Below are 24,550 nucleotides of genomic sequence, written 5' to 3'. Positions count from 1 at the left end.
CACTTATGAATGCGTATTTGACTCTGGTGGAGATAACCCACCAGATGGAGGAGACCCCAATGCTGGTGGTAGTACTGCAGGAGGAGGTAGTGATGCAGGCTCAGGCAATACAGGTAATCTTTCATTGACATCACCAGTTGACCTAATAGAAGATGATGATTGTGATACATCAAAAGAAGACCTAAAAAAGGTATTTCCAAACATATCAGATACAGATGCTTTAACATTAGCATCAGTTATTAATAATAAAGGAAGTGATTTTGGTATAGACAGTAATGAGAAATTATGGCATTTTCTTGCTCAAGCTGGCCATGAAGTCAATGGATTCAATAACGGATTTGGTGTAGAAGAAAGTTTATACTATACAACAGCCGGTCGTTTGAAATCTGTTTATAGGAGATATTTCAAACAAAATGAAGCAGACACTTTAGGTACTAAAAGAGATGCAGATAGCACATATCTTCAGAATTCTTCAAAAGTAGCAAATTATGTATATTGTTGTAGGATGGGGAATGGTAATGAAGCAAGTGGAGACGGTTATAAATATAGAGGAAGGGGGATTTTTCAGTTAACAGGTAAAACAAATTACACTAATTTTAAAACTTGGTATAATAACAAATATGATCCTGACAAAGATTTTGTAGCTAACCCAGATCTTCTCAAGAACAATGATACAATAGCAATATTAAGCGCATTATGGTACTATAAAAAAAGTGTACTTGATAAAATTACTGTTGATTCAATTACAACTGTGAAAAAAGTAACTGAAAAAGTAAACGGTGGTAGTAATGGTTTAGCAGACAGAAAAACAAAATTTGCAAAAGCAAAAGATTCGATTAAATGTAGGTAACTAAAATTAAAAGAATATGAAAACAGTAAAAAAAATAGGACAAATAGTATTGATTGTAATAACCTCAATTACTTTTAGTTGTAAAGCACAAACCATAGAAGAAAATTTAACGAATTTAAGCACAGACATAATAGGTGTATGGATTAATGAAGAAGATTCTAATTGGAGTATTGAATTTACTGTAGATCATAAATGTCATTGGTATTATTCTGGTGATCTAACCAATACATTTTCTTACTCCATATCCATTACATCACCGCAATGTAAACAAGAAGTGAAAACAGGAGGTTTAGAAGATTTTTATTTAAGATTAATTAACTACGAAGATAATGATGCTTATTGTTACGAAATCTTAGGAGTAGACGGTAATACACTTTCGTTGAGTTCTATAGGACTTGGTGTGAAAAACTTTTATTTTAATAAACAATGAAAAGAAAACTTTATGTTTATAAAATAGTGACTTAGCTACAAATGAAATATCAAATTTATACAATATTAATAACAACTTTTTTATACAGCTGTAAGGCACAGTCTATGTCAGTACCTCAAGAATCGCCTGAGGATTTGATAGTTGGAACTTGGGTACATGAAAATGAGCCAAGTAATAAATGGCAATTCACTTCAGACGGGTTTTGCTATTGGATGGATGAAAACAATAATGTAGAAGATACTTTTACTTATAGTATATCTTATACTTCACCTCAATGTGGTTATCAAGTCCAAACAAACGAAAATCAATTTTATTACTTAAAATTGATTGATCAAAATAATGATGAATATTGTTATGATATAGGCGTTGGTGAAGCGACATTATCAATTAATTATTTAGGTGTTTCTGGGTATGACCTATTTAATAGAGAGTAAAGCATCACTAAAATCGCACTTATTTGTGTTACTGTAAAGCCTAACTATTTCATACGCATCAACCACTCTTTAACATCCACTTCTTTTTTAATGATGTTACGTAGTTCTTCAATTTTAACACGTTTTTGTTCCATGGTATCTCTATGGCGAATGGTTACCGTATTGTCCTCAATACTTTCTCCATCAATAGTAATACAAAAAGGTGTACCGTTAGCATCTTGTCTTCTGTAACGTCGCCCTACCGCATCTTTTTCGTCATAGACCACATTAAATTCCCACTTTAAATCATCAACAATGTCTTTGGCCATTTTTGTTAAAGCTTCATCCTTTCTTACCAAAGGTAGTATAGCAGCTTTTGTTGGTGCTAAAACCGCAGGAAGTTTTAAAACAGTTCGGGTAGAGTTATCATCTAAAACTTCTTCGGTCAATGCATTTGAGAACACAGCCAGGAACATACGGTCTAAACCAATTGAGGTTTCTAAGACATATGGTGTATAACTTTCATTATCCTCATGATCAAAGTACTGAAGTTTTTTACCAGAGTATTCTTCGTGCTGTTTTAAATCAAAATCTGTACGCGAGTGTATCCCTTCTAATTCTTTAAATCCAAATGGGAAGTTAAACTCTATATCTGTTGCAGCATCTGCGTAATGTGCTAATTTTTCGTGATCATGAAAACGGTAATTGTCTTCACCTAAACCAAGCGATTTGTGCCACTTTAAGCGGGTTTCTTTCCAATAGTCAAACCATTTTTTTTGTGTCCCTGGTTTAATAAAGAATTGCATTTCCATTTGTTCAAACTCACGCATTCTAAAGATAAACTGCCTGGCAACAATTTCATTTCTAAAAGCTTTACCTGTTTGCGCAATTCCAAACGGAATTTTCATACGCCCAGTTTTTTGTACGTTTAAGAAATTAACAAAAATACCTTGAGCTGTTTCTGGTCGTAAGTATACTGTAGTAGAGCTATCTGCTGATGCACCTAGCTGTGTGCCAAACATTAAATTAAATTGCTTAACGTCTGTCCAGTTTTTGCTTCCAGATACAGGGCATACTATGCCTAAATCTATGATAAGCTGTCTAAAGCCTTCCAGATCATTTTCTTCTTGTACTCTGGTTAATTCAACAGTGATTTCATCTATTTGCTTTTGGCGACGAAGCACATTACCATTTGTAGATCTAAACTCGTTTTCATTAAAAGCATCACCAAAACGTTTTTTTGCTTTGGCAATATCTTTATGTATTTTCTGTAGAATTTTTTCTCTATGGTCTTCAACCAAAACATCTGCTCTATAACGCTTTTTAGAATCCTTATTATCAATTAAAGGGTCGTTAAAGGCGTCGACATGACCCGATGCTTTCCAGGTGGTAGGATGCATAAATATGGCGGCATCAATACCTACAATATTGTCGTGCATTTGTACCATGGCTTTCCACCAATAGTCTCTAATGTTTTTCTTTAATTCTGCACCATTTTGTGCATAATCATATACTGCGCTTAAACCGTCGTAGATTTCGCTGCTCTGAAATACGTAACCATACTCCTTAGCGTGAGAGATTACTTTTTTGAATTTGTCGTCGTTTGCCATGCTGCAAAAATAAAAAACCACTCAAATTAACAGAGCGGTTTTATAAAAATTATGTGTTTTCGTTTATTTTAATTGTACACTGGTTCCGCCAAGCTTTCTGTCTTTATGGAAAACATTGACAAAATAGTAACCTTTAGCAAATGGCTGATCGTCTTGGTCTGCTATAATTGCTGTACAGATTTCTAAGTTTTTATTATCAAAATTAAAAACTTCTTTTTTACTGTAAATTAAAGAGGTATGACCAAAAACAACTTCACCTTTATCAGCAACTACATTGCCTTGAGGACTTACAATTTGTATATAAATATCTTTATTTCCTTTAGTGGTAAGAGGGTTTTCTGATAGTCTTATGCAAACATCAATAGCATTAGCGCGTCTGGCTCTGGCTGTAAACCGTTTTTTACCAGACTTTAACTTATAGGCTTGAGCTTCAATACTATTGGCTTTTATAAGTGCAGCTTCATCTATGGTCTTGTTTAAAGAATCGTTAGCTTCCTCTAATTCATTAATGGTTAATGTTTTCTTTTCAATAGTATTAAGCGCATAACGCTTTTCTTTCTGCAATTTTATATTTGCAGAATTAAGCGAGTCAATAGTACCCAATAGTACTTTGCTTTTAGTTTTTAAAACTGAAAGTTGATTTTTAAACTTAGTAATAATTGATAAGTCACTTTTTAATAATCTCAAAGAATCTAAAGCAATTTTAGTCTCTAATTTTGCTTCTTTGAGTTGCGAAGCCATTAAATCATAGTCTTGGCTTAAATCGTCATAACTCGATAACATTTCCGATAGTTCTTTTTCTATCAAAAACTTTTCTTGTTTTAGAAATTCTTCGTAGGATTTAATGGATTTATAGTTGGTAAAACTATATATTCCTAAAACAGTTAAAACGACCAATAAAGAACCTATAATTAATCTGTAGTTAAATAATTGAGGGTTAACTATCATTATTAATTTCTTAGTTGAGGCGAAATTAGAGTATATTGAACGTCAATTTTATTTTATTCGATTAAGTGATAAAAAATTTGTTGAACTTATTCTTTCCTAAAATTTGCGAAGCCTGCAATAATGTTTTGGCAGATAATGAATTAGTGGTTTGTATAAAATGCAGACATCAATTACCAGTTACCAATTTTCATTTCGATAATTCTGAAGCGGTTAAAAAAATAGTTTACGGACGCGTTAAGCTACAAAACGCTACAGCACTTTTACACTTTTCTAAAAAAGGTATTGTCCAACAATTGCTTCATAATTTAAAATATAGAGGCCATCAGCAGATTAGTGAGTTTTTTGGCAAATGGCTAGGTACAGAATTAAGTACTATAGCAGCTTATGACGCTATTGATGTTGTTGTGCCAGTACCTCTGTATAGTACTAAGTTGCGAAAACGTGGCTATAATCAAGTTGATAAATTCGGAAGAGAAATAGCTAAGATACTTAACGCAGAGTATAACGATACTATTCTAATTAAAACGAAACCCACTAAAACGAAAGTTTTTGAAGGAAGATTATCGCGGTGGAATGATGATGGAGCTGTGTTTGCTATTTCTGAAAACAAATCTTTATGTGGTAAACATATTTTATTGGTAGATGATATCATTACCACAGGAGCTACAGTTGAAGCTTGTGCCACAGAATTGTTAAAAATTGATAATATTAAGTTAAGTCTTGTTACTATGGCAATTGCTGATTGATTTTTTCGTTTCTAAGATTTAAAATTGTTTCTTTGTGCTAAATTATTTTGAGCAAATGCGTTCATATTTTATACGAATTTTAAGTATAGCCTTCTTTGCTACTATTATGGTAAGTTGTGCCAATCGTGGTACACCTTCTGGTGGAGAAAAAGATGTAGAGCCACCAGTAATAGAAGATGAAATCCCTAAGAATTTTTCAACCAATTTTAAAGGAGATGAAATCCGTATTTATTTTGATGAGTATGTAAAAATTAAAGACCTAAGAAAACAGCTCATTATTTCTCCTCCTATGGATACAGATCCGCTTATTATGCCAATGAGTGGAGCTAGTAGATACATTTCTATAAAGATAAAAGATACGTTGCAGGCCAATACAACTTATGCCTTCAATTTTGGAGAAAGTATTGTAGACAATAATGAAGACAACCCTTATCCATATTATCGTTACGTGTTTTCTACTGGAGATACTATTGATTCACTCTCCGTACGAGGTTATGTTGAAGATGCCTTGCTAGATGAACCAGATACATTTGTATCCGTAATGTTATACGAAGTAGATTCTACTTATACAGATTCAATAGTTTATAAAGAAAAGCCAAGATATATTACCAACACCTTAGATAGTGTAACGACCTTTAGCATAGATAACATTAAAGCAGGAACTTATAAACTAATAGCTCTAAAGGACAAAAATGGTAATTATAAGTTTGACCAGAAAGATGATAAAATTGGGTTTAAAAAAGGGTTTATTACTGTGCCTACCGATTCTGTTTATCCATTAACCTTGTTTAATGAAGAGGTTAATTTTAAAGCAATTAAGCCGAAACAAGATGGAGCAAGTAAGATAATTTTTCCTTATGAAGGAGATTACGAGTCCATGCGTATAAAAGTGCTTGGTGATACACCTGAAGATTACCAAACCAGAATTATTAAAGACCCTGAAACGGATACACTATACTATTGGTACAAACCTAAATTTGAAATCGATACTACATTTTTTATAGTGTCTAACAAAAAGTATGTAGATACGTTTAAACACCGTTTTAGAAAGTTAGATAAAGATTCGCTGGTAATGAGTGTTGTTTCTTCCAGAAATTTAGCTTTTGATAAAGATTTTACCATAGAAGGTAATATTCCACTTGCTAAAGTTGATAGATCAAAAATAAATATTATTGATAAAGATTCTGTTACAATTGATTTTGAAGTTGAATACGACACTATTTTCAATAGATATAAGCTACCAATTAAAAAGGATGAAGGGCAAAAATATTATATCGAGATGTTGCCAGGGACCTTTATGGACTTTTATGGAGGCATCAACAAAGACACCTTAAAACTGGCAGCTCTAACTAAAATGAAATCGGAATACGGTAACATTAGAGTGAATCTAAGAAATGCAACATTACCTCTTATTGTTCAATTAGTTGATAATAATGGTAAGGTGCTTTATGAGCGTTATGCAAAAGATACTCCTGTCGTTGATTTTACTGATTTAGAGCCCAAACGCTATAACTTGCGTGTTATTTTTGATAGCAATGGTAATGGTAAGTATGATACAGGAAACTATTTGTTAGGTATACAGCCTGAGCGTGTGAGTTATGCTCCAAAAGATAAGGTTGACGAAGTTAGAGCAAGTTTCGACTTTGTTATTGATTTTACGCTTTTAGAATAAAACGATCTCTATCTTTTAAAAAACCTAATTTTCCCCTGTATTTATTAATATGTACTTTCTCTAGAGTAACGATTTCAATAGATTCTTTATTTTTTGGAATAGTATCTATACGATGCCCTAATGTATTATAAGCTGCAGAATGACCAGAGTATTCATAATTGTTACCATCTAATCCTACTCGGTTAACACCAATACAATAACTCATATTTTCAATAGCACGTGCTTTTAAAAGCGTATCCCAAGCATCAATTCTTACTTTTGGCCAGTTAGCTACGTAAAGCAACACATCATAGTCCTCAGTGTTTCTTGCCCAAACAGGAAAGCGTAAATCGTAACATATCAAAGGGCAAATAGACCAACCTTTATAATTAAGAATTACTTTTTCATTACCTGCTGTATAGACATTATGTTCACCAGCTAGAGTAAACGTATGCCTTTTATTGTATTGTGTGATTTTCCCTGAAGGTTCAACAAAAACAAGGCGGTTATAATAGTTGTGGTTTTCTAAAATGACTAAACTTCCAACAAAAGCGGCATTTTTTTCTTTAGCTAGTCGTTTTAACCAGCTAATGGTTTCGTCATTCATAGTTTCAGATACTAAACTTGCATTCATAGTAAAACCAGAGCTAAACATTTCGGGTAAAACAATAAGGTCAACATCTTTGATAGTGCTGACCTTATGTTCTATGTTGTCTCGATTTGCTTTAGGGTTTTCCCAAACTAAATCGGTTTGAATTATAGCTACAATCAATTCGTTTTTCATAGCTTAAAAATACGAATTCGATTAGAAAACTGAAGTATCAATATCTACATTTTTCGTTTTGCTTTATCTACTTTATCAGTTAGTTTTTCAATTTTTTCAAGCCAATTTTCTTCAGCTACTGGGGATAGTTTACCTTTCTTTTTTAGCTTTTTATATTTTTTTTGTGCTTTAGCCAATTTAGCTTGTGCATTCTTATAATTGTCTTTTAGCTTTTTTTCTTTTTTTAGGGCTTTTTCAGCCTTTTTCCGCTCTTTTTTGGCTTTTTTTGTTGCTTTTTCAGCTTTTTTGCGATCTTTTTCGAGTTTTTTGGCTTCTTTTATTTTTTTATTTTTAGCTTTTTCTTCTACTTTCATTTTCTCAGAAATCATAGCAGCTTCTTTTAAAAGTACAGTCCGTTTTTCTGCATTGAGAGTTTCGGTAACATCTTCACCATTTAAAAAGATTTTTTCGTTTTTAACCTGATAAGTTTTTCCGTCCTTTTCAACTTTTTGAGCAAACGATATTAGTGAAAAGGTTAAGAACAAAACTATAATGTAATATTTCATCTTGTTTTTATATTATGTTTTGCTTTTGAGACACAGAAATATGTAAAAAGTAACTCAAATTCTGCATAAAATTTCAGCAGCTTTTATTAAAGTGTCTTCTGTTTTGGCAAAACAAAACCGCAATACCTTATCGTCTTTACCTTTTTCATTAAAAACAGATAGCGGAATAGATGCAACCTTAAATGTCTTGGTTAAGCGCTTTGCGAAATCTACATCATGTTCATTTGTAATGTTAGAATAGTCCAATACTTGAAAATACGTACCTTGCGAGGGAGTATATTTAAAGCGAGACTTTGAAATTAGGCTTAAAAATAAATCTCTTTTTTGTTGAAAAAACGAACCTAAGCTTTGGTATGTTTTAGGATCTTGCATATAATCTGCAATCCCTTTCTGCGAAGGATGGTTTACAGAAAAAACGTTAAACTGATGCACTTTTCTAAATTCTACCATTAAATGTTCTGGTGCACAGCAATACCCAACTTTCCAGCCTGTGTTATGAAATGTTTTTCCGAAAGAAGCCGTTATAAAACTTCGCTGTTTTAAATCATCATACAAGCACGCACTTTGATGTTGTTGATTATCAAAAATAATGTGCTCGTAAACTTCGTCGCTTAATACAATTATATTTGTGTCTTGAGTTAGTTTTTGAAGCGTTAACATGTCTGCTTTAGACCAAATAGTTCCGCTGGGATTATGAGGAGAGTTGATTATAATCATTTTAGTATTATCCGATATTTTTGAAACTACCTCATCCCAATCTACTTTATAATTTGGGGCAGATAGTTGAATAGCAATTGTTTTTCCTCCATTAATTTCTACAGCGGGTTCATAACAATCATATGCTGGTTTAAAAATAATAACTTCATCATCTGGTCTTACAAATGTTGATATAATAGTATATATAGCTTGTGTTGCACCTGCTGTTACCGTAATTTCTTTATCTGGATGATATGTGGAATTATATAGCAATTGATATTTGTTAGAAATGGCCAAACGCAATTTTAAATTTCCGGCCATTGGAGCATACTGGTTATAACCATTAGTCATGGCACTAGTTACCAAGTCATTAAGCTTTCGAGAACTTGGGTAATTAGGAAATCCTTGCGATAAGTTGATTGCATTATACTCATTAGCTAAAGCACTCATTATTGTAAAAATTGTTGTGCCTACATTAGGAAGTTTTGATTGGTGTTGCATAAGTAGAAAGATACTAAATCCTTAGAAAAAGCGTTTAGTAAATATGCTAAAAATTACGCTTTTATTTTTATTAACTTTTATGTTTGGATGTCATTCTAAATCTAAGAATGCGATTAATTTTACTGAAGTTAAGCATGATGTTAAAAAGGAAATAAATGAAACTATAGTTGAAATATCAGCTTTAGATTCTGTGAAATTAGATATCAATTTTAAGCCAAAAGGTAACTACAATACAGTTATCAATAAGATTAAAGCTGATAAGTCATATTTCAAAAACCTATATGCAATTGACAAAGGCAAGGCTATTGATAGTGCTTCAAAGTATATGTATTCAAAACTATTAAATGATATTGTACCACACTGGTATGGTACACCTTGGGATTTTAATGGTCATACTAATATGCCAAATCATGGAGAAATTGCCTGTGGTTATTTTGTATCTACGACTTTAAAACATTTAGGGTTTAATCTAAATCGTTACAAAATGGCACAAGCGGCTGGTTTAGATGGAGCGAAACTCATACAGCCCATAACTGATATAAAACGATATTCTAACCTTTCATTTCTACAATTAAAGAATAAAGTAAATAGCGTATATTCTAATGGGATCTATTTTGTGGGCTTAGATAATCATGTAGGTTATGTAATTATAAAAGATAGGAAACTTTATTTCTTACACTCAAGTTATTGCGATGATAAAGTGGTTATTGAACTTGCTGAAATGTCACCTTGCTTTAGATCTAATATTTATGTGTTTGCTGAGATTTCAACCAATAAAAAGTTAGTTAAAAGCTGGATTTTGGATGAAAGATTAAGTATTTCTCCTCACTAGTTATTTAAAATATCATTTACAATTTTTAAGTGGTGCTTTGTATGGACTTCTATAAATCGAATTGTCTGGGCTTTGTTAAGTTGCCCAAAAACAAAATGTTCAAAATTAGAATCTTTATGTAGTTGCTTAAGTTTTATAGCATTAGCTTTTGCTTCTTTTAGCTGAGTATAAATATCTTCAGTTAATATAATCTCTGGTGGCCTAACTACATCTGGTGATTGAGCTCTTCCTCTAGGAATATAACCAGTTGTTAAAGACATAATTCGCATAGCATTTGTAGAGCTAGTATAATCTTTAGGATTAGAAGATTCTAAAACTTCGGTTATTCTATTAATGGTTTTTAGTATATGGTCTAATTGCCATGCAATATCCACTTTTGAAATTTCAAGATTTTTTCGATCTCTATACTGAATCGAATTTTCAATTTCAATAAGTAAAGGGCTTAAAACCTCTGGATTATTTTGATTCATTTTTAGTTTTGAATAAAAGAAGAGTGCTATAAAAAGTAATACAATTATGAGGATTCTCTTTTTCATAAATTATGTTTTTAAAGCCTCACAAGTTGTGAGGCTTGTTGCTTCAGTCATTAATTGGTGTTTTACTATTAATCAATTTTACAACTTAGAACTGAAACCTGTAACCAACATCAGGGAAAAAACCAATCTGATCTACCTGATCTACATTGTTTGTTAATCTATTATAACGTCTCACAAAAACATTTTCATTATTTGTGACATTTTGAATGTCTATATAAAATTGATGAGATATTTTTTTCGATTTGCTGTTAATTTTTAATCCAAACTTAAAGTCCCATCTAAAGTAGTCGTCATATTGTTCACTAAAAGCAATGTCCTCTTGCAAGATTTCAAAACCTGCTTGTTGAGAAGCTTCTAAATCTATAGGGGTAAAATAACGTCCGCCAGCCAAAGACACTCTGGTATCAAAAAATAACTGGTTGCGCTTTGCTTTTCCGATGTTAAATTCTCGTCCTGCTAATAAATTAAAAACATAACCATTGTTAAAAGGAGTATTACGTTCAATACCATCACTGCCTTCGTATTTACTTTCAAAAATTGAAGTTGTGAGCAGGCCGTAATACCCATCACTAAAGAATTTTTCTATCGTTAATTCTATGCCTTGATTATAACCAACACCTTCGTTAACCAGAGATACTCTATCATTATCAAAATCGAAATCCGTACCTTCTGTTAAAGACGAGTAACTAGATGGAAATGCCTCAACCGCAGCCTTACTAATATCTTGGTAATACACTTCTATTTTACCTCTCCAACCTTTAGCGATTTTTACATCATAGCCTAAAACGTAATGAGCACTTTTTGTAAAGTCTAAGTTTTTATTTGTTTGTACTAATTGCCCATTAACATTTTCATTTAAAAAAAGTAAAGGCAGTGGTGCATTTTGATAGTGTATACCATAGCCAAGACTTAAGTTATGCTTAGGTGTAACTTTATAATTAAGAGCAGCTCTGGGTCCTATAGCGAATTGTTCATTTAGATTACTGTATTGCGAATGTAAACCTGCATTTAATGTGAGTTTTTCAGTTAACCTAAATTGCCCCTGGATATAAGGTTGGATAAGATCAAAAGTTTCATCAGTATCTCTGAAAGTGAATAGATCGGGATCACCATCATTATTATTGTCTGGTTGTTCTTCTCTGTCTCTTAATAAAGATTCTATGCCAAAGTTTTCATAAAGAATACCAGTTCTTAAGGTTACTTTACGGTTAAGCTTGGTGTTAAAAAGAGTAGATAAAGTGAACCTGCTTTGTGTGTCATCAACTTCGGTGTATCTAATAACTCTTTCTTGCGGCGTGTCCTTGTCTATAAATCGATCTGCCTCGAAAGTGCTGGTAGAATTAGATACAGATATAATAGATTTTAAGTAACTTTTAGAACCTACATTAAGCCTATGTTTTAACCCTATCACACCAAAACTAGAATTTACAAAGGCATTTTCGTCTTCAGCAGAAAATAAATCATCTTCATCAATATCATCTCCCAAAAACTCAATGTCCGAATCTCCAAGGATTCCAAATAAACTTAAGCTTCCGAGTTTTCCAGTACCGAAATCAATATTAAAAGAGATGTCGCTATAATTTGGTGTGGCTGCAGTACCACCAGCTCCAACACCGAGCAAACCAACTAAGGAATATCTGGCTGCGATTAAAAATGATCCGTCCTTTTTGCCTAAAGGGCCTTCTGCCATAGCTTCAACACCAGTGAATGCTCCCACTTGAGCTGTATATTCGTAAGTGTCTTTATTTCCTTTTCTAAAACCTAAATCAAAAACTCCACCTAGGGCATTTCCATATTCTGCCGGAAAAGCTGAGGTTAAAAAATCTGAGTTTTTAAGCATATTAGTATTTAATGCAGATACTGGCCCACCAGTGGTGCCTAATGTAGAATAGTGATTTGGACTTGGAATAGGAATACCCTCTAACCTCCATAGTAGACCTGTTGGCGAATTCCCTCTAACTACGATATCATTTCTACTGTCATCAGGTGCAGATACTCCTGCAAAATTAGCTGCCAACCGACCTACATCACTTCGACCTCCTGAGAATCGATTGACTTCTTCTAAACTAAATTGGCGCGCCGAAACCGTAGCAAGTTTATTTATAGATCTGTCTTTATTGGTTTCTGGTGTGAGTACTACAGCATCTAACTGATCAAAAGATTCGATAAGATTAATATTTACAATAGCTTCTTTACCAGTGGTAACGACAATATTAGGTATTGTAATAGTTTCAAATCCTACATAGCTTATCCTAATGGATTGCCTCCCAATAGGTACGTTTTCTAATATATAATATCCATTTTCATCAGTAAATGCGCCTGTAGCTTTTTCAGCATTTAATAATTCTACAGTGGCACCTGGGAGAGGAGTTTCTGATTGTTTGTCTATAACTCTACCTTTAATTATTCCTGTTTGTGCAAAGCTAAAAGTGCTACATAAAACAAAGAGGAGAAATACTTTTTTCATGGTTTTTGGTTTGTTTTTACCAAAGTTGAAAAAGTCTCTAGAAGGTTAAAAGGCAATAATTTTGAACTGTGAAATTTAGTGCTGAGTTGATATTTTAGCCATATTAAGTAGCGTTTTATTAGTGAGTATTTTTAGTTACCATTTAAATTAAAATCTAACAATTCAATACGTATTTTAACAATTCAACCTGTAGCATTTATCTTTATGTTAATGTCTGTGTATATTTGAGATTAGTCTAAACAAAACATGATTAAAAAAGCTTACATAAAAAAGATTGCAATACGATTTCTAATCATAAACGTAATTTATTTTTTAATAAAGTTAACTATAGCACATGATGATAAACCAGAAATGATAGATAGAGCTGCTATTTTTTATTATTTCACTGCTTTTATCTTATTTATGTTGACATGGGAAGTCAATGATTGGTTAATTAAGAAAGATAGAAAATCTTTATCATCAAAAGATTTAAGTGTAAAAAGTAGCATAGCCATTCTTTTAAAGACCTTATTGATTGTTTGCCCTACAGCCGCGGTAATTTATTATTTAGGTATTTTTCAATTAGATTTTTGCCAAATTCAAGCAGAAAATCCATGGTTACGTTTTAGAATAGACTTTCTTAGAGCTACATTATTAGGAGCTTCCTTATCTATTTTTAATCAATTTTATAGAATCATAGAAGAGAAAAAAGAAGTAGAAGCTAAAGTGCATGAGCTGAAAAAAGAAATGATGACTTCAAAATACAATTCTCTCAAAAGCCAAATAAGTCCGCATTTTTTGTTTAATAGCTTAAATACATTAACCTCACTTATGTATGAAGATAGAGATTTGGCTTCGGATTTTGTAACTAGGCTTGCTTCATGCTATCGCTATATTTTAGATAATAGAGAAGAAGATTTAGTAAGTCTAGATAAAGAGTTGCAATTTTTAGATTCGTTTATCTTTATGATGAAGGTTAGACATGATGGTTCAATATCTATAAGTACAGACATAGATGCACAACACAAAATGTTACTCATACCAACATTATCTATTCAAATGCTAGTTGAGAATGCATTAAAGCATAATTATTATTCAAAAGAGCAACCAATTCGTATTGAAATATTTACCAAAAATGATGTTTTGGTGATAAAGAATAATATTAGAAAGCGTAATGATTCTAACTCCTCATTACAATTAGGACTAGCAAACATTAAAAAACGTTATGCTTTTTATACAAATGAAGGCGTGACAGTTAAAGACGACAGTAAGAATTTTGTTGTCGTTATGCCATTATTGCCAAGTCATTTAATTAGAAAAGAAACGTTATCAATACCAATATAGATATGAAAGCTGTAATTATTGAAGACGAGGATATTGCATCAAGAAGACTGCGCCATTTAATTGAAGAACTTGCGCCAGAATGTGAGATTTTGACGCAAATTTCATCTGTTGAAAGTGGTTTAAAATGGTTTGCAGAAAATGACTCGCCTGACTTAATCTTTTTAGATATTCAGTTAAATGATGGCTACGGTTTTGATATTATTGATCAGTTGTCTAAGCATCCTCCAATTATATTTACTACTGCGTATAATGAATATGCAATACGAGGGTTTAAGTATAATGGATTGGACTACTTATTGAAGCCTATTGATAAAAATGAACTTAAAAAAGCTTTAGAAAAGTATACTAATATTATTGACAGTAGACAAAATAACACTACAGACATCAATTCCATAAGACAACTGTTTACCAAAGAATACAAAAAACGTTTTATGGTGAAAATCGGGAATCAATTTAGTACTTATAAGGTCGAAGACATTGCATATTTTATGGCAGATGAAGGTGTTATATTTTTGAATACGCAAAGTGGACATAAATGCCCGATTGAATATACTATTGATCAGTTAGAAGACATTTTAGATCCTATTCAGTTTTTTAGAATTAATAGAAAATATATGGTTTCGGTCAATGCTGTGGAGGAAATTCACACGTATTTCAATTCAAGACTATTGTTAAAACTAAATCCAAAACAAGAGGAACAGATAATTGTTTCTAGAGAACGTACTACCAATTTTAAGAAATGGTTAGATATGTAAAACAGTAATACTTTAGGTTTCTTTTTTATCTTTACATATTTACAAAATCAGATATTATGAAAGTCTTAAAATTTATCATCTTTTTCATTGTTTTTCAAGTTTCTGCCCAGCAAGGAGGCATGTGGATTCCTTCACTCTTAGAAGGAATGAATGAAGACGAAATGCAAAACCTTGGAAGCAAGTTAACTGCTAAAGATATTTACGATGTTAACAATTCTAGTCTTAAAGATGCCATTGGTCATTTTAATGGTGGTTGTACTAGCGAAGTAATTTCAGATAAAGGTTTAGTTTTAACAAATCATCATTGTGGTTTTGGACAGATTCAATCGCATTCGTCTTTAGAAAACGATTATTTAAAGGATGGTTTTTGGGCAATGTCTTTAGAAGATGAATTGCCAAATGAAGGCTTATTTATTGAGTTTATAGTTAGTATTCATGATGTAACGGATAAAGTTTTACAAGGTGTAATGGATACTATGACTGAAAAAGAAAAGCAATCTCAAATCACAAAAAATAGTAATGAGGCCATGAAGAATTGGTCAAAAGCGATCTGGCAAGAAGTTAAAGTAAAATCATTTTATAAAGGCAATCAGTACTTTCTTTTTGTTACAGAACGTTTTGAAGATATTCGTTTGGTTGGTGCACCACCAAGCAGTATTGGTAAGTTTGGTAGTGATACAGACAACTGGGTTTTTCCCAGACACACTGGTGATTTTTCTATGTTTCGTATTTATGCAGACGCTAACAACAGACCTGCAAAATATAGTAAAGAAAACAAACCTTATAAGCCAAAACATTTTTTACCTATCTCATTAGATGGAGTTGAAGAAGGCGATTTCACAATGGTTTTTGGTTTTCCTGGCCGTACCAACGAATATCTACCAGCAGTAGCTATTGAGCATATTACAAAGGAATATAACCCAACTAATATTGCTATTAGAGAAGCCGCTTTAAAAGTCATTGATCAAAAAATGAAGGCAAGTGATGCTGTAAGAATTAAGTATGCCTCAAAACAAGCACGTATTGCCAATGCCTGGAAAAAATGGATTGGTGAAAATCTGGGAATTAATAAAAGTAAAGCCGTTGAAAAACGTAGAGCGTTTGAAGCTACATTTACAAAGGCTTTAAAAGAAAAAGGATTAGAGAATAAATACGGAAACATTCTGCCAAAATTTGATAAGTTATACAAAGATTTTGCGCCTGTAAATATTAAGCGAAGAAACTTTATTGAAGTCTTTTTGGTAACAAATGAGTTAATGCAAATGACTTTTAGAGCTTACCAGGTTGAACAAGCCTTAATTGCAAACCCTAAAAGTTTCGAAAGAGCAAAGGCTAGTTTAATTAGCCGATTAAAAGGGATTCATAAAAATTATGATGTTGATGTCGATAAAGGTGTTTACTTAAATGTAATGCCACTTTATGGAAAGAAAGTCGATGCATCTATTTATAACAAAACAGCTTTTACCAATTTAGAGTCAGCTTTAAAATTGTTAGAAGGAAGTGCAGATGATATTATTAAAAACCTAAATGCAGATGCTGCATATACATACGCTAAGCCTATTATTGCTGAATTTTTTAATACAATTGATAGTGAATTTCAACAAAAAAATACTCCAATAACAGCATTGCAAACACAATATATGACGGCACTTATGGAAGCCTTACCAAATGAGCGTTACTTTCCTGATGCTAATAGTACGCTACGTGTTACTTATGGTCAGGTGAGAGGCTATTCTCCAAGAGATGCAGTATATTATAATCCTGTGAGTTATTTAGATGGAGTCATTGAAAAATACGTACCAGGGGATTATGAGTTTGATGTGCCGCAAAAATTACGTGATTTATACAAAACAAAAGATTACGGGCCATATGCGGATAGTAATGGGAAAGTACCAGTTTGTTTTTTAGGAACTAATCATACTACGGGAGGAAATTCAGGTAGTCCGGCAATAGATGCCGAGGGTAATTTGGTCGGTCTAAATTTTGACCGTGTGTGGGAAGGTACTATGAGTGATATGAATTATGACCCTGAGATTTGTAGAAATATTATGGTCGATTTACGCTATGTATTGTTTATCATTGATAAGTATGCAGGTGCCAAACACCTAATCGATGAAATGCAATTGGTGCATCCCAAAAAATAGCTGTAAAAAAAATTAATGGTTTAAGCCTTTCTTGAAGAAGAAAGGTTTTTTAATACTTAAAATACTGAATTGTCGTTATTTAATAATATGGTAAGAATAATACTTTCTTTATTTTTTATATTAAGTCTTACGTTTTCTAAATACCAAAAGCCTATAAAAACTATTCATGTTTTTGTAGCACTTTGTGATAATGAAAATCAAGGCATAGTTCCTGTACCTGATAAATTTGGAAATGGTCAAAATCCAAAAAACAATCTCTATTGGGGAGCTTTATATGGAATGAAAACCTATTTCAAAAATTCTAAAGATTGGACCTTTATAAAAAACATAAAATCTAATAACCCTAAAGTTTTAGAACGTTTATTATTTAAACATAAAACTTCAAACACTTATTTACTTGCTGATGCTTACGATGGTAAATATATAAAGCAAACCACAATAGATTTTCTACAAGCCACAGCAGGAAGGAGTGAGGTTTCGATTTTACACAATTCAAAAACATTGAATTTTGGTGGTGCATCTGGTTTACTGTCTTATATAGGTCATGATGGATTAATGGAATTTAATGTAGAGGGTAATTTTACTCCGTTTAATACTAACAAACGCGATGCTATTGTTTTAGCGTGTATTAGTAAAGATTATTTTAAACCTTATTTCGAACAAACTAAAGTTAATCCGTTAGTTTGGACTACTGGTTTAATGGCGCCCGAGGCCTATACGTTAAAATCAGCTATTGATGGCTGGATTTTAGATGAAACGGATTTGCAAATTAGAGAAAGAGCAGCACAAGCTTATCATAAATACCAAAAGTGTGGCATTAAAGGCGCTAGGAGATTATTAGTTACAGGATATTAAAAAACCCTCACATCTTTGCAAGGGTTTCTTTGATTTATAATGAGAGATTCCTGCTTTCGCAGGAATAATCTTAATATCTATAATGCTCGGGCTTAAAAGGCCCTTCAACAGTAACACCAATGTATTCTGCCTGCTCTTCACGTAATTCGGTAAGCTCAACACCTATTTTTTCTAAATGTAGTTTTGCAACTTTTTCATCTAAATGCTTTGGTAACATATATACTTTGTTTTCATAAGCTTCTATATTATTCCATAATTCAATCTGAGCTAAAGTTTGATTGGTAAACGAGTTGCTCATCACAAAACTTGGATGACCTGTTGCACAACCTAAGTTCACTAAACGACCTTCAGCCAAAATGATAATATCTTTTCCATTGATAGTATATTTATCTACCTGAGGCTTAATGGTGTCTTTGGTATGACCATGATTTTTATTTAACCAAGCCATATCAATTTCGTTATCAAAATGCCCAATATTACAAACAATAGCCTTGTCTTTTAAAGCTTCAAAATGATGTCCTTGTACAATATCTTTATTACCTGTAGTAGTAATAACAATGTCCGTATTACCGATAACAGTTTCTAATTTCTTTACTTCAAAACCATCCATTGCGGCTTGTAATGCGCAAATAGGATCTATTTCAGTTACAGTAACAATACTACCAGCACCTTTAAAAGATGCAGCCGTTCCTTTACCAACATCACCATAACCACAAACAGTTACACGTTTTCCAGCAAGCATAATATCTGTTGCTCTACGGATTGCGTCAACGGCAGATTCCTTACAACCATACTTGTTATCAAACTTAGATTTTGTTACCGAATCATTAACATTGATTGCTGGCATTGGTAAAGTTCCATTTTTTACACGCTCGTATAATCTATGAACACCAGTTGTAGTTTCTTCAGAAAGACCATTAATACCAGCAGCTAATTCTGGGTATTTATCTAAAACCATATTGGTTAAATCTCCACCATCATCTAAAATCATATTTAAGGGTTGACGATCTTCTCCAAAGAAAAGCGTTTGTTCTATACACCAATCAAACTCTTCTTCTGTCATATCCTTCCACGCATATACAGCTGTTCCTGTAGCAGCAATGGCCGCCGCCGCCTGATCTTGAGTAGAGAAAATATTACATGAACTCCAGGTAACTTCAGCACCTAAGGCTTGCAATGTTTCAATTAATACAGCAGTTTGGATGGTCATATGCAAACAACCAGCAATACGCGCGCCCTTTAACGGTTGCTCGTTTTTGTATTCTTCTCGAAGGCTCATTAAGCCTGGCATTTCTGCTTCGGCTAATTCAATCTCTTTTCTTCCCCAAGCCGCAAGCGACATATCTTTTACCTTGTTTGGTACGTAAGCAATTGTTTTAGTACTCATATTCTTTTTTATCTTTTATAAAATTGTTCTTGCCTTTGGGTTTAGGGCTTAAATAACTAAATTCGCTAAATCAAAAAAAACCAACTTCGCCTTAGGCGATGCAAAGATAATCAATAGGATTTAGAATATTAAATGCCACTGTACAAATCCATTAGTGTAAACTCACAAACTACTGTTAAAATCTGGAAGATTGAAGAATCTTATGACGACTTACTGAGGCCGTTAGATTTAAAACCGAATAGTTTAGAACGTGTTTTAGGCATGAAAAGCGAGCTCCACCAACGAGGTTTTTTAAGCGTAAGACATTTGCTGAGAAGATTTGGTTATACAGATCAAGATTTGTTTTATGATGATAATGGTAAACCTCATCTTAGGGATGGTAAGCATATTTCTATAACGCATTCCTTTACGTTTTCTGGAGTTATTGTTAGTGATAAGGAAGTGGGTATTGATATTGAAATGCAACGCCATAAAATAAGCATCATAGCTAAGAAATTTGTGGATTACGAGTTTAATTATTTAACTATAAATGCAGAAGATTATATAAGAAAATTAACTGTAATCTGGGGTGTTAAAGAGTCTTTATACAAACTATTTGCAACACCTGGAATGCTTTTTAGAGAACATTTTTTGGTGATTCCGTTTATGTTAGATGATGGTGAAACCGTAGCGTGGATTGATTATAGAGATAAAAAGTATAGATACAATACAGCCTTTATAGAGTTTGAAGGATTTACCTGTGCTTATGTAATTCCATAATGAATAGTATCTATCAAAATATAATCACATCAATTTCAAGACCTAAAAAACTTTTAGCCGTTTTAATAGACCCTGATAAAATGAACGTTGAAAATGTTTCAGGTTTCTTAGATAAAGTAAACGCATCGATTGCAACACATATTTTTGTTGGCGGAAGTGAGGTAGACAAAGGGGTTACGGAAACTCTGGTTGTCGAAATAAAAAAGTATTCTAATCTACCCATAGTGTTATTTCCTGGAGATATCATTCAGATAACGGATAAAGCTGACGGTATTTTGTTTTTATCTTTAATTTCTGGGAGGAACCCAGAGTATTTAATAGGTAAGCATGTTGAAGCTGTTTCTAAAATAAATGAAACTACTCTAGAGGTTTTACCAACAGGTTATATGCTTATTGAAAACGGAAAACAAACTTCTGTAGAGCGTGTGAGTCAAACAAAACCTATTAAACGACAAGCTTTGCAAACCATAATTGATACAGCTAAAGCAGGAGAGTTGTTAGGCATGCAATTGATTTATCTTGAAGCCGGAAGCGGTGCCACTCATCCTATTGAACCAAAAATAATTTCAAATGTAAAACAACAGCTAAATATTCCTTTAATTGTTGGAGGCGGAATCAGGTCATTATCTGAGTTAACATCAGCCTACAAAGCTGGAGCTGATTTAGTTGTCATAGGCACTGCTTTTGAAGACGATGAAACATTTTTAAATGAGATAAAAAAGTAAGAATGAATATATCTATAGATTTAACATTATCACCTTTGCAAGACGATTATGAAATGCACGTTATCAACTTTATTAAAAGGTTAAGAAATTCAGAGTTTACTGTATTAGAAAACCCCTTGAGTACTCAAATTTATGGAGACATAGACAAATTAATGCCATTCTTAACTCAAGAAATAAAGCGTTCGTTTAAAGAGGTTGCTATTTCGGTATTACAAATGAAAATTGTAAAAACAGATCGAAGCGATTATGAACCAGATTTTTGATTTTCTCTTTGGTCAATATGCAGCATCTGAAACCATAGATATTGTATTAGAAATTATTGCAGTGATTTTTGGATTCTTGTCTGTCTGGTTTTCTAAACAGAACAAAGTTTTAGTATTTCCTACAGGAATGATAAGTACGTCAATTTTTGTGTATTTATTATTAAAATGGCAACTGCTTGGTGACATGATGATTAATGGGTATTATTTTATAATGAGTGTTTATGGATGGTATATATGGACACGTAAAGTAGATGATATTCATGTAACACCAATATCTACTACTACAATTAAAGAGAAAAGAATTAGTGTTTTAATTTTTATAGCTACACTTTTTTTTGTGTATGTTGTTTATAAAACTTTTGATAAATGGGATGGTTGGGTCGCCTATGTAGATACGCTCACGACTGCTATCTTTTTTGTCGGAATGTGGCTCATGGCAAAACGTAAGATTGAAAATTGGATTTTCTGGATTATAGGTGATATCATATCTGTACCTTTGTATATGTACAAAGGGTTTACTTTTACGAGTTTTCAATATTTAGGATTCACTATTATTGCCATTTATGGATATTTAGCATGGAAAAAGTACTTAAACAACAACCTGCAAACTGTATAAAAGTCGTTTTGTTTGGTCCAGAATCGACAGGAAAAACAACGTTGTCTCGTCAGTTAGCAAGGCATTATAATTCGGTATGGGTGCCTGAGTATGCACGTGAGTATCTTCAGAATAAATGGAATAACGAACGTAAAACATGTGAACCCAAAGATTTATTGCCAATTGCCATAGGACAAATAACGCTTGAAAATAAATTGGCACAAAAAACAGATTCCGTTCTAATTTGTGATACAGATTTACTAGAAACCAAAGTTTATAGTGAAGCATATTACTCAGGGACATGTGACCCGATTTTAGAGACATATGCTCTAGAAAATTCTTATGACCTTTATTTTTTAACTTATATTGACACGCCCTGGGAAGCAGATGACCTAAGAGATAAACCCAATGAAAGAGAACGTATGTTCAAAGCTTTTGAAACTGCTCTAAAAACCTACAATAAACCTTACGTTTTATTAAAAGGTGATAGACAAGAGCGACTTAAATTAGCTATTGAGCATATTGATAACTTACTACAAAAAAGAAATGAGTTTTACAGACAAAGACATAAAACAAATTGAAGCCAAAGGTTTAACTTTAGAACAAGTTGAATCTCAAATAGAACTTTTTAAAACTGGCATACCCTTTACAAATATTGCCGAAGCAGCCACTATTGGTAATGGTATTATAGGCTTAGATACGAAACAAATAGATGAAGCTATTATCCATTTTGAAACTAAGAAAAGCAATGCTTCACTTTTAAAGTTTGTACCAGCATCTGGTGCTGCTACTAGAATGTTTAAGTTTTTATTTCAATTCATAAAAGAGTATAATCCTAATAAAGAATCTTTAAATGCTTATATAAATAAAAAGAACCTTAGGGATTTAGCGCTCTTTTTAGTTGGTATAGAAAAATTCCCTTTTTATAATCAAGTGGTAGAACACCTAAAAACCAAATCTATTGATTTTAATAGTTTATCGACCAGTGATCAGGCGCTTCATTTTGTGAATGCGATGTTAGATGAAAGTCAACTCAATTTCGGGAATTCACCAAAAGGACTTCTGCCGTTTCATAAGTATAAGAGCAGCCATATTTCTACAGCGTTTGAAGAGCATCTATATGAAGCTGCAATCTACGCTTCTGATGACAACAAAGCAAAGCTTCATTTTACCATATCCGAACGCCATAAAGATAAGTTTAGTCAGGAATTTAAGCGCATTGAGGAATATGTTGAAGATAATACAGGAGTGAGTTTTGATATTTCATTTTCATATCAGCACGAATCTACAGACACCATAGCAGTAAACTTAAATGATGAACCATTTAGGGAGGATAATGGAAGACTTGTGTTTAGACCTTCTGGCCATGGAGCTTTGTTGAAAAATCTAAATGCACTTGACGCTGATATCATTTTTGTAAAAAATATTGATAATGTAGTTGTAAAACAATACAAGGAAGAAATGGCTAAGTACAAAAAGGTATTAGCGGGTATTTTATTAAAGCTTCAGAATAAGACTTTTGAATATATGAATGTCTTAGATAAAACAAATATATCTGAAGAAGAGTTTAATAAAATGGAAACATTTCTGTCTGAGGAAATGTGTATTAAAATTTCTGGTGAATATCATAAATACTTAGATAAATATAAGATAGAATACTTACGTGAAAAATTAGATAGACCAATTCGTATCTGTGGAATGGTAAAAAACGAAGGTGAACCTGGAGGTGGTCCATTTTGGGTAAGAGATCAATTTGGTAACCTATCCCTACAGATTGTAGAATCGGCACAAATTAACCTTAAAAATAAGTGGCAAAAAGAGATATTAACTAATGCCACACATTTTAATCCAGTAGATTTGGTCTGTGGTGTTAAAAATTATAAAGGCGAAAAATTTGAACTTGAAGACTTTGTAGATGCCGACGCTGCTTTTATTACCAAAAAAACTAAAGCAGGTAAAGCTCTTAAAGCTTTGGAGTTACCTGGGCTTTGGAATGGTAGTATGGCAAATTGGAACACCATTTTTGTAGAAGTCCCAATCATTACTTTCAATCCTGTCAAAACCGTTAATGACTTACTAAAAGCACCCCATCAAATTAATTAATCGTGGACGTTGACTTACTTAAATCCGAACTAACATTCAAAGCAGTTAGAAGCTCTGGGAGTGGTGGGCAGCACGTTAACAAAGTCGCATCAAAGGTTGTTTTGTATTTTAATCTGGAAAAATCAACCGTTTTTAGTGAAGAAGAAAAAAACCGGTTAAGAGCATTTTTGAAAAATAGATTAAACAAACAAGGAGTTTTGATATTATATGCTGATGAAAGTAGAAGCCAATTTAGAAATAAGACTATAGTAACGCAACGCTTTTTAGAGCTAGTTGAAGAAAGTTTAAAGCCAGAAAAAGAACGAAAACCAACTAAAATTTCAAAAGCTGAAAAGCGAAAACGATTAGATAATAAACGTAAACACTCTGAAAAGAAAACAAGTCGTAAAAAGCCAAACATTGATTAAAATAATTCGTCCATATTCATTTGCTGTTATTTATTTGTGAATTATCTTTGCACTGTTCTCAAAAAAGGGGTGCCAATAAGTGGCTGAGATCATACCCATTGAACCTAGAACAGGTAATGCTGTTTAGGAAATTACAGATGACGTGTTATACTGAACTTGTTTCCGTGTCTCATTCATCAAAACATAATTATTAACCAAGAATAATGACCTCTTTTTATTCGATTA

25 protein-coding genes and 1 riboswitch are annotated in these 24,550 nt (G+C 32.6%); of the genes, 17 read left to right on the top strand and 8 right to left on the bottom strand.

Features of this window, described 5'->3' with window-relative positions; translation table 11 throughout:
* The 3 genes from Q0912_RS10325 to Q0912_RS10315 form a co-directional block, all read left to right on the top strand.
* Positions 1-850, top strand: an 850-nt coding sequence (locus Q0912_RS10325; RefSeq protein WP_299114735.1) for a hypothetical protein, incomplete at its 5' end; no start/stop codon positions are given.
* 16 nt (positions 851-866) lie between these two features.
* Positions 867-1,280 carry a hypothetical protein gene (locus Q0912_RS10320; protein WP_299114733.1) on the top strand — a complete coding sequence of 138 codons (414 nt, stop codon included), beginning with the start codon at positions 867-869 and terminating at the stop codon, positions 1,278-1,280.
* Between the two features lie 104 nt (positions 1,281-1,384).
* On the top strand, positions 1,385-1,714 hold the full coding sequence (locus Q0912_RS10315; RefSeq protein WP_299114731.1) for a hypothetical protein: 330 nt from the start codon (positions 1,385-1,387) through the stop codon (positions 1,712-1,714).
* 44 nt (positions 1,715-1,758) lie between these two features.
* Here Q0912_RS10315 and Q0912_RS10310 read toward each other — a convergent pair whose 3' ends face one another.
* Both Q0912_RS10310 and Q0912_RS10305 read right to left on the bottom strand, forming a co-directional pair.
* Positions 1,759-3,303: a glycine--tRNA ligase gene (locus Q0912_RS10310; RefSeq protein WP_299114729.1), complete on the bottom strand. Its 1,545-nt coding sequence runs from the start codon at positions 3,301-3,303 to the stop codon at positions 1,759-1,761.
* A 63-nt stretch (positions 3,304-3,366) separates the two neighbouring features.
* Complete coding sequence (locus Q0912_RS10305) at positions 3,367-4,251, bottom strand: hypothetical protein (RefSeq protein ID WP_299114723.1); 885 nt, start codon at positions 4,249-4,251, stop codon at positions 3,367-3,369.
* A 77-nt stretch (positions 4,252-4,328) separates the two neighbouring features.
* Here Q0912_RS10305 and Q0912_RS10300 point away from each other — a divergent pair, with 77 nt between their 5' ends.
* Both Q0912_RS10300 and Q0912_RS10295 read left to right on the top strand, forming a co-directional pair.
* Entirely contained in the window at positions 4,329-4,997 is a 669-nt protein-coding gene (locus Q0912_RS10300; RefSeq protein WP_299114722.1) for a ComF family protein, read from the top strand.
* A gap of 55 nt (positions 4,998-5,052) precedes the next feature.
* Positions 5,053-6,669: an Ig-like domain-containing protein gene (locus Q0912_RS10295; RefSeq protein WP_299114720.1), complete on the top strand. Its 1,617-nt coding sequence runs from the start codon at positions 5,053-5,055 to the stop codon at positions 6,667-6,669.
* On the opposite strand, the gene Q0912_RS10290 is transcribed toward Q0912_RS10295, so the two are convergent.
* Genes Q0912_RS10290 through Q0912_RS10280 form a run of 3 tightly spaced genes read right to left on the bottom strand, consistent with a single transcriptional unit; the run spans position 6,653 to position 9,174 of the window.
* Positions 6,653-7,432 carry an amidohydrolase gene (locus Q0912_RS10290; RefSeq protein ID WP_299114718.1) on the bottom strand — a complete coding sequence of 260 codons (780 nt, stop codon included), beginning with the start codon at positions 7,430-7,432 and terminating at the stop codon, positions 6,653-6,655. The genes Q0912_RS10295 and Q0912_RS10290 overlap by 17 nt on opposite strands.
* 44 nt (positions 7,433-7,476) lie before the next feature.
* On the bottom strand, positions 7,477-7,977 hold the full coding sequence (locus tag Q0912_RS10285) for a hypothetical protein (protein WP_299114716.1): 501 nt from the start codon (positions 7,975-7,977) through the stop codon (positions 7,477-7,479).
* Between the two features lie 54 nt (positions 7,978-8,031).
* Positions 8,032-9,174, bottom strand: a complete 1,143-nt coding sequence (locus tag Q0912_RS10280) for a methionine aminotransferase (protein ID WP_299114714.1) — start codon at positions 9,172-9,174, stop codon at positions 8,032-8,034.
* 43 nt (positions 9,175-9,217) lie between these two features.
* On the opposite strand from Q0912_RS10280, the gene Q0912_RS10275 reads away from it, so the two are divergent.
* Positions 9,218-10,006 carry a hypothetical protein gene (locus tag Q0912_RS10275; protein WP_299114712.1) on the top strand — a complete coding sequence of 263 codons (789 nt, stop codon included), beginning with the start codon at positions 9,218-9,220 and terminating at the stop codon, positions 10,004-10,006.
* Here Q0912_RS10275 and Q0912_RS10270 read toward each other — a convergent pair.
* Positions 10,003-10,542 carry a DUF1569 domain-containing protein gene (locus Q0912_RS10270; protein ID WP_299114710.1) on the bottom strand — a complete coding sequence of 180 codons (540 nt, stop codon included), beginning with the start codon at positions 10,540-10,542 and terminating at the stop codon, positions 10,003-10,005. The two genes, Q0912_RS10275 and Q0912_RS10270, sit on opposite strands and share 4 nt — an antisense overlap.
* Positions 10,543-10,627: 85 nt before the next feature.
* The gene (locus Q0912_RS10265) at positions 10,628-13,009 is read right to left on the bottom strand and encodes a TonB-dependent receptor (protein WP_299114708.1); all 2,382 of its coding nucleotides are present in this window, start codon (positions 13,007-13,009) and stop codon (positions 10,628-10,630) included.
* A 246-nt stretch (positions 13,010-13,255) separates the two neighbouring features.
* Between Q0912_RS10265 and Q0912_RS10260 the strand changes: the two genes are divergently transcribed.
* The 4 genes from Q0912_RS10260 (at position 13,256) to Q0912_RS10245 (ending at position 18,086) form a co-directional block, all read left to right on the top strand.
* Positions 13,256-14,332: a histidine kinase gene (locus Q0912_RS10260; protein WP_299114706.1), complete on the top strand. Its 1,077-nt coding sequence runs from the start codon at positions 13,256-13,258 to the stop codon at positions 14,330-14,332.
* 2 nt (positions 14,333-14,334) lie between these two features.
* Entirely contained in the window at positions 14,335-15,087 is a 753-nt protein-coding gene (locus Q0912_RS10255) for a LytTR family DNA-binding domain-containing protein (protein ID WP_299114704.1), read from the top strand.
* Positions 15,088-15,143: 56 nt separating this feature from the next.
* A complete protein-coding gene (locus Q0912_RS10250) occupies positions 15,144-17,231 on the top strand; it encodes a S46 family peptidase (protein ID WP_299114702.1) in 2,088 nt (695 codons plus the stop codon).
* 87 nt (positions 17,232-17,318) lie between these two features.
* Entirely contained in the window at positions 17,319-18,086 is a 768-nt protein-coding gene (locus Q0912_RS10245) for a hypothetical protein (RefSeq protein ID WP_299114700.1), read from the top strand.
* A gap of 70 nt (positions 18,087-18,156) precedes the next feature.
* Here Q0912_RS10245 and ahcY read toward each other — a convergent pair whose 3' ends face one another.
* A complete protein-coding gene (gene ahcY, locus Q0912_RS10240; protein ID WP_299114698.1) occupies positions 18,157-19,473 on the bottom strand; it encodes an adenosylhomocysteinase in 1,317 nt (438 codons plus the stop codon).
* A gap of 132 nt (positions 19,474-19,605) precedes the next feature.
* On the opposite strand from ahcY, the gene Q0912_RS10235 reads away from it, so the two are divergent.
* From Q0912_RS10235 to arfB, 7 genes are read left to right on the top strand one after another with little or no spacing between them, the layout of a single operon-like run.
* Positions 19,606-20,232 carry a 4'-phosphopantetheinyl transferase family protein gene (locus tag Q0912_RS10235; RefSeq protein ID WP_299114696.1) on the top strand — a complete coding sequence of 209 codons (627 nt, stop codon included), beginning with the start codon at positions 19,606-19,608 and terminating at the stop codon, positions 20,230-20,232.
* On the top strand, positions 20,232-20,957 hold the full coding sequence (locus Q0912_RS10230) for a geranylgeranylglyceryl/heptaprenylglyceryl phosphate synthase (RefSeq protein WP_299114694.1): 726 nt from the start codon (positions 20,232-20,234) through the stop codon (positions 20,955-20,957). Before Q0912_RS10235 ends, Q0912_RS10230 begins: the two co-directional genes overlap by 1 nt.
* A gap of 2 nt (positions 20,958-20,959) precedes the next feature.
* Entirely contained in the window at positions 20,960-21,220 is a 261-nt protein-coding gene (locus tag Q0912_RS10225; RefSeq protein ID WP_299114692.1) for a hypothetical protein, read from the top strand.
* Positions 21,204-21,836, top strand: a complete 633-nt coding sequence (pnuC, locus tag Q0912_RS10220; protein ID WP_299114690.1) for a nicotinamide riboside transporter PnuC — start codon at positions 21,204-21,206, stop codon at positions 21,834-21,836. Before Q0912_RS10225 ends, pnuC begins: the two co-directional genes overlap by 17 nt.
* A complete protein-coding gene (locus Q0912_RS10215) occupies positions 21,797-22,396 on the top strand; it encodes an ATP-binding protein (RefSeq protein ID WP_299114688.1) in 600 nt (199 codons plus the stop codon). The genes pnuC and Q0912_RS10215 overlap by 40 nt, the downstream gene beginning before the upstream one ends.
* Positions 22,362-23,918: a DUF4301 family protein gene (locus Q0912_RS10210; RefSeq protein WP_299114686.1), complete on the top strand. Its 1,557-nt coding sequence runs from the start codon at positions 22,362-22,364 to the stop codon at positions 23,916-23,918. Before Q0912_RS10215 ends, Q0912_RS10210 begins: the two co-directional genes overlap by 35 nt.
* 2 nt (positions 23,919-23,920) lie before the next feature.
* Positions 23,921-24,325, top strand: a complete 405-nt coding sequence (arfB, locus tag Q0912_RS10205) for an alternative ribosome rescue aminoacyl-tRNA hydrolase ArfB (RefSeq protein ID WP_299114684.1) — start codon at positions 23,921-23,923, stop codon at positions 24,323-24,325.
* Between the two features lie 55 nt (positions 24,326-24,380).
* A riboswitch (TPP riboswitch) is annotated at positions 24,381-24,472 on the top strand.
* Positions 24,473-24,550 lie beyond the last annotated feature (78 nt).

Origin of the sequence: uncultured Winogradskyella sp. (genome assembly GCF_947498345.1) — a bacterium.
Taxonomy (GTDB): domain Bacteria; phylum Bacteroidota; class Bacteroidia; order Flavobacteriales; family Flavobacteriaceae; genus Winogradskyella.
This window is presented reverse-complemented; position numbering and strand designations above follow the sequence as displayed.

Excerpts from the sequence above, each read along its gene's own strand:
- Q0912_RS10255 (WP_299114704.1), top strand. The coding sequence starts at position 14,335 with ATGAAAGCTGTAATTATTGAAGACGAGGATATTGCATCAAGAAGACTG.
- Q0912_RS10250 (WP_299114702.1), top strand. The coding sequence starts at position 15,144 with ATGAAAGTCTTAAAATTTATCATCTTTTTCATTGTTTTTCAAGTTTCT.
- Q0912_RS10320 (WP_299114733.1), top strand. The coding sequence starts at position 867 with ATGAAAACAGTAAAAAAAATAGGACAAATAGTATTGATTGTAATAACC.
- Q0912_RS10235 (WP_299114696.1), top strand. The coding sequence starts at position 19,606 with ATGCCACTGTACAAATCCATTAGTGTAAACTCACAAACTACTGTTAAA.
- Q0912_RS10260 (WP_299114706.1), top strand. The coding sequence starts at position 13,256 with ATGATTAAAAAAGCTTACATAAAAAAGATTGCAATACGATTTCTAATC.
- Q0912_RS10265 (WP_299114708.1), bottom strand. The coding sequence starts at position 13,009 with ATGAAAAAAGTATTTCTCCTCTTTGTTTTATGTAGCACTTTTAGCTTT.
- Q0912_RS10270 (WP_299114710.1), bottom strand. The coding sequence starts at position 10,542 with ATGAAAAAGAGAATCCTCATAATTGTATTACTTTTTATAGCACTCTTC.
- ahcY (WP_299114698.1), bottom strand. The coding sequence starts at position 19,473 with ATGAGTACTAAAACAATTGCTTACGTACCAAACAAGGTAAAAGATATG.
- Q0912_RS10245 (WP_299114700.1), top strand. The coding sequence starts at position 17,319 with ATGGTAAGAATAATACTTTCTTTATTTTTTATATTAAGTCTTACGTTT.
- Q0912_RS10285 (WP_299114716.1), bottom strand. The coding sequence starts at position 7,977 with ATGAAATATTACATTATAGTTTTGTTCTTAACCTTTTCACTAATATCG.
- Q0912_RS10305 (WP_299114723.1), bottom strand. The coding sequence starts at position 4,251 with ATGATAGTTAACCCTCAATTATTTAACTACAGATTAATTATAGGTTCT.
- Q0912_RS10225 (WP_299114692.1), top strand. The coding sequence starts at position 20,960 with ATGAATATATCTATAGATTTAACATTATCACCTTTGCAAGACGATTAT.
- Q0912_RS10210 (WP_299114686.1), top strand. The coding sequence starts at position 22,362 with ATGAGTTTTACAGACAAAGACATAAAACAAATTGAAGCCAAAGGTTTA.
- Q0912_RS10230 (WP_299114694.1), top strand. The coding sequence starts at position 20,232 with ATGAATAGTATCTATCAAAATATAATCACATCAATTTCAAGACCTAAA.
- Q0912_RS10275 (WP_299114712.1), top strand. The coding sequence starts at position 9,218 with ATGCTAAAAATTACGCTTTTATTTTTATTAACTTTTATGTTTGGATGT.
- pnuC (WP_299114690.1), top strand. The coding sequence starts at position 21,204 with ATGAACCAGATTTTTGATTTTCTCTTTGGTCAATATGCAGCATCTGAA.
- Q0912_RS10315 (WP_299114731.1), top strand. The coding sequence starts at position 1,385 with ATGTCAGTACCTCAAGAATCGCCTGAGGATTTGATAGTTGGAACTTGG.
- Q0912_RS10295 (WP_299114720.1), top strand. The coding sequence starts at position 5,053 with ATGCGTTCATATTTTATACGAATTTTAAGTATAGCCTTCTTTGCTACT.
- Q0912_RS10215 (WP_299114688.1), top strand. The coding sequence starts at position 21,797 with ATGGAAAAAGTACTTAAACAACAACCTGCAAACTGTATAAAAGTCGTT.
- Q0912_RS10310 (WP_299114729.1), bottom strand. The coding sequence starts at position 3,303 with ATGGCAAACGACGACAAATTCAAAAAAGTAATCTCTCACGCTAAGGAG.
- Q0912_RS10280 (WP_299114714.1), bottom strand. The coding sequence starts at position 9,174 with ATGCAACACCAATCAAAACTTCCTAATGTAGGCACAACAATTTTTACA.
- Q0912_RS10290 (WP_299114718.1), bottom strand. The coding sequence starts at position 7,432 with ATGAAAAACGAATTGATTGTAGCTATAATTCAAACCGATTTAGTTTGG.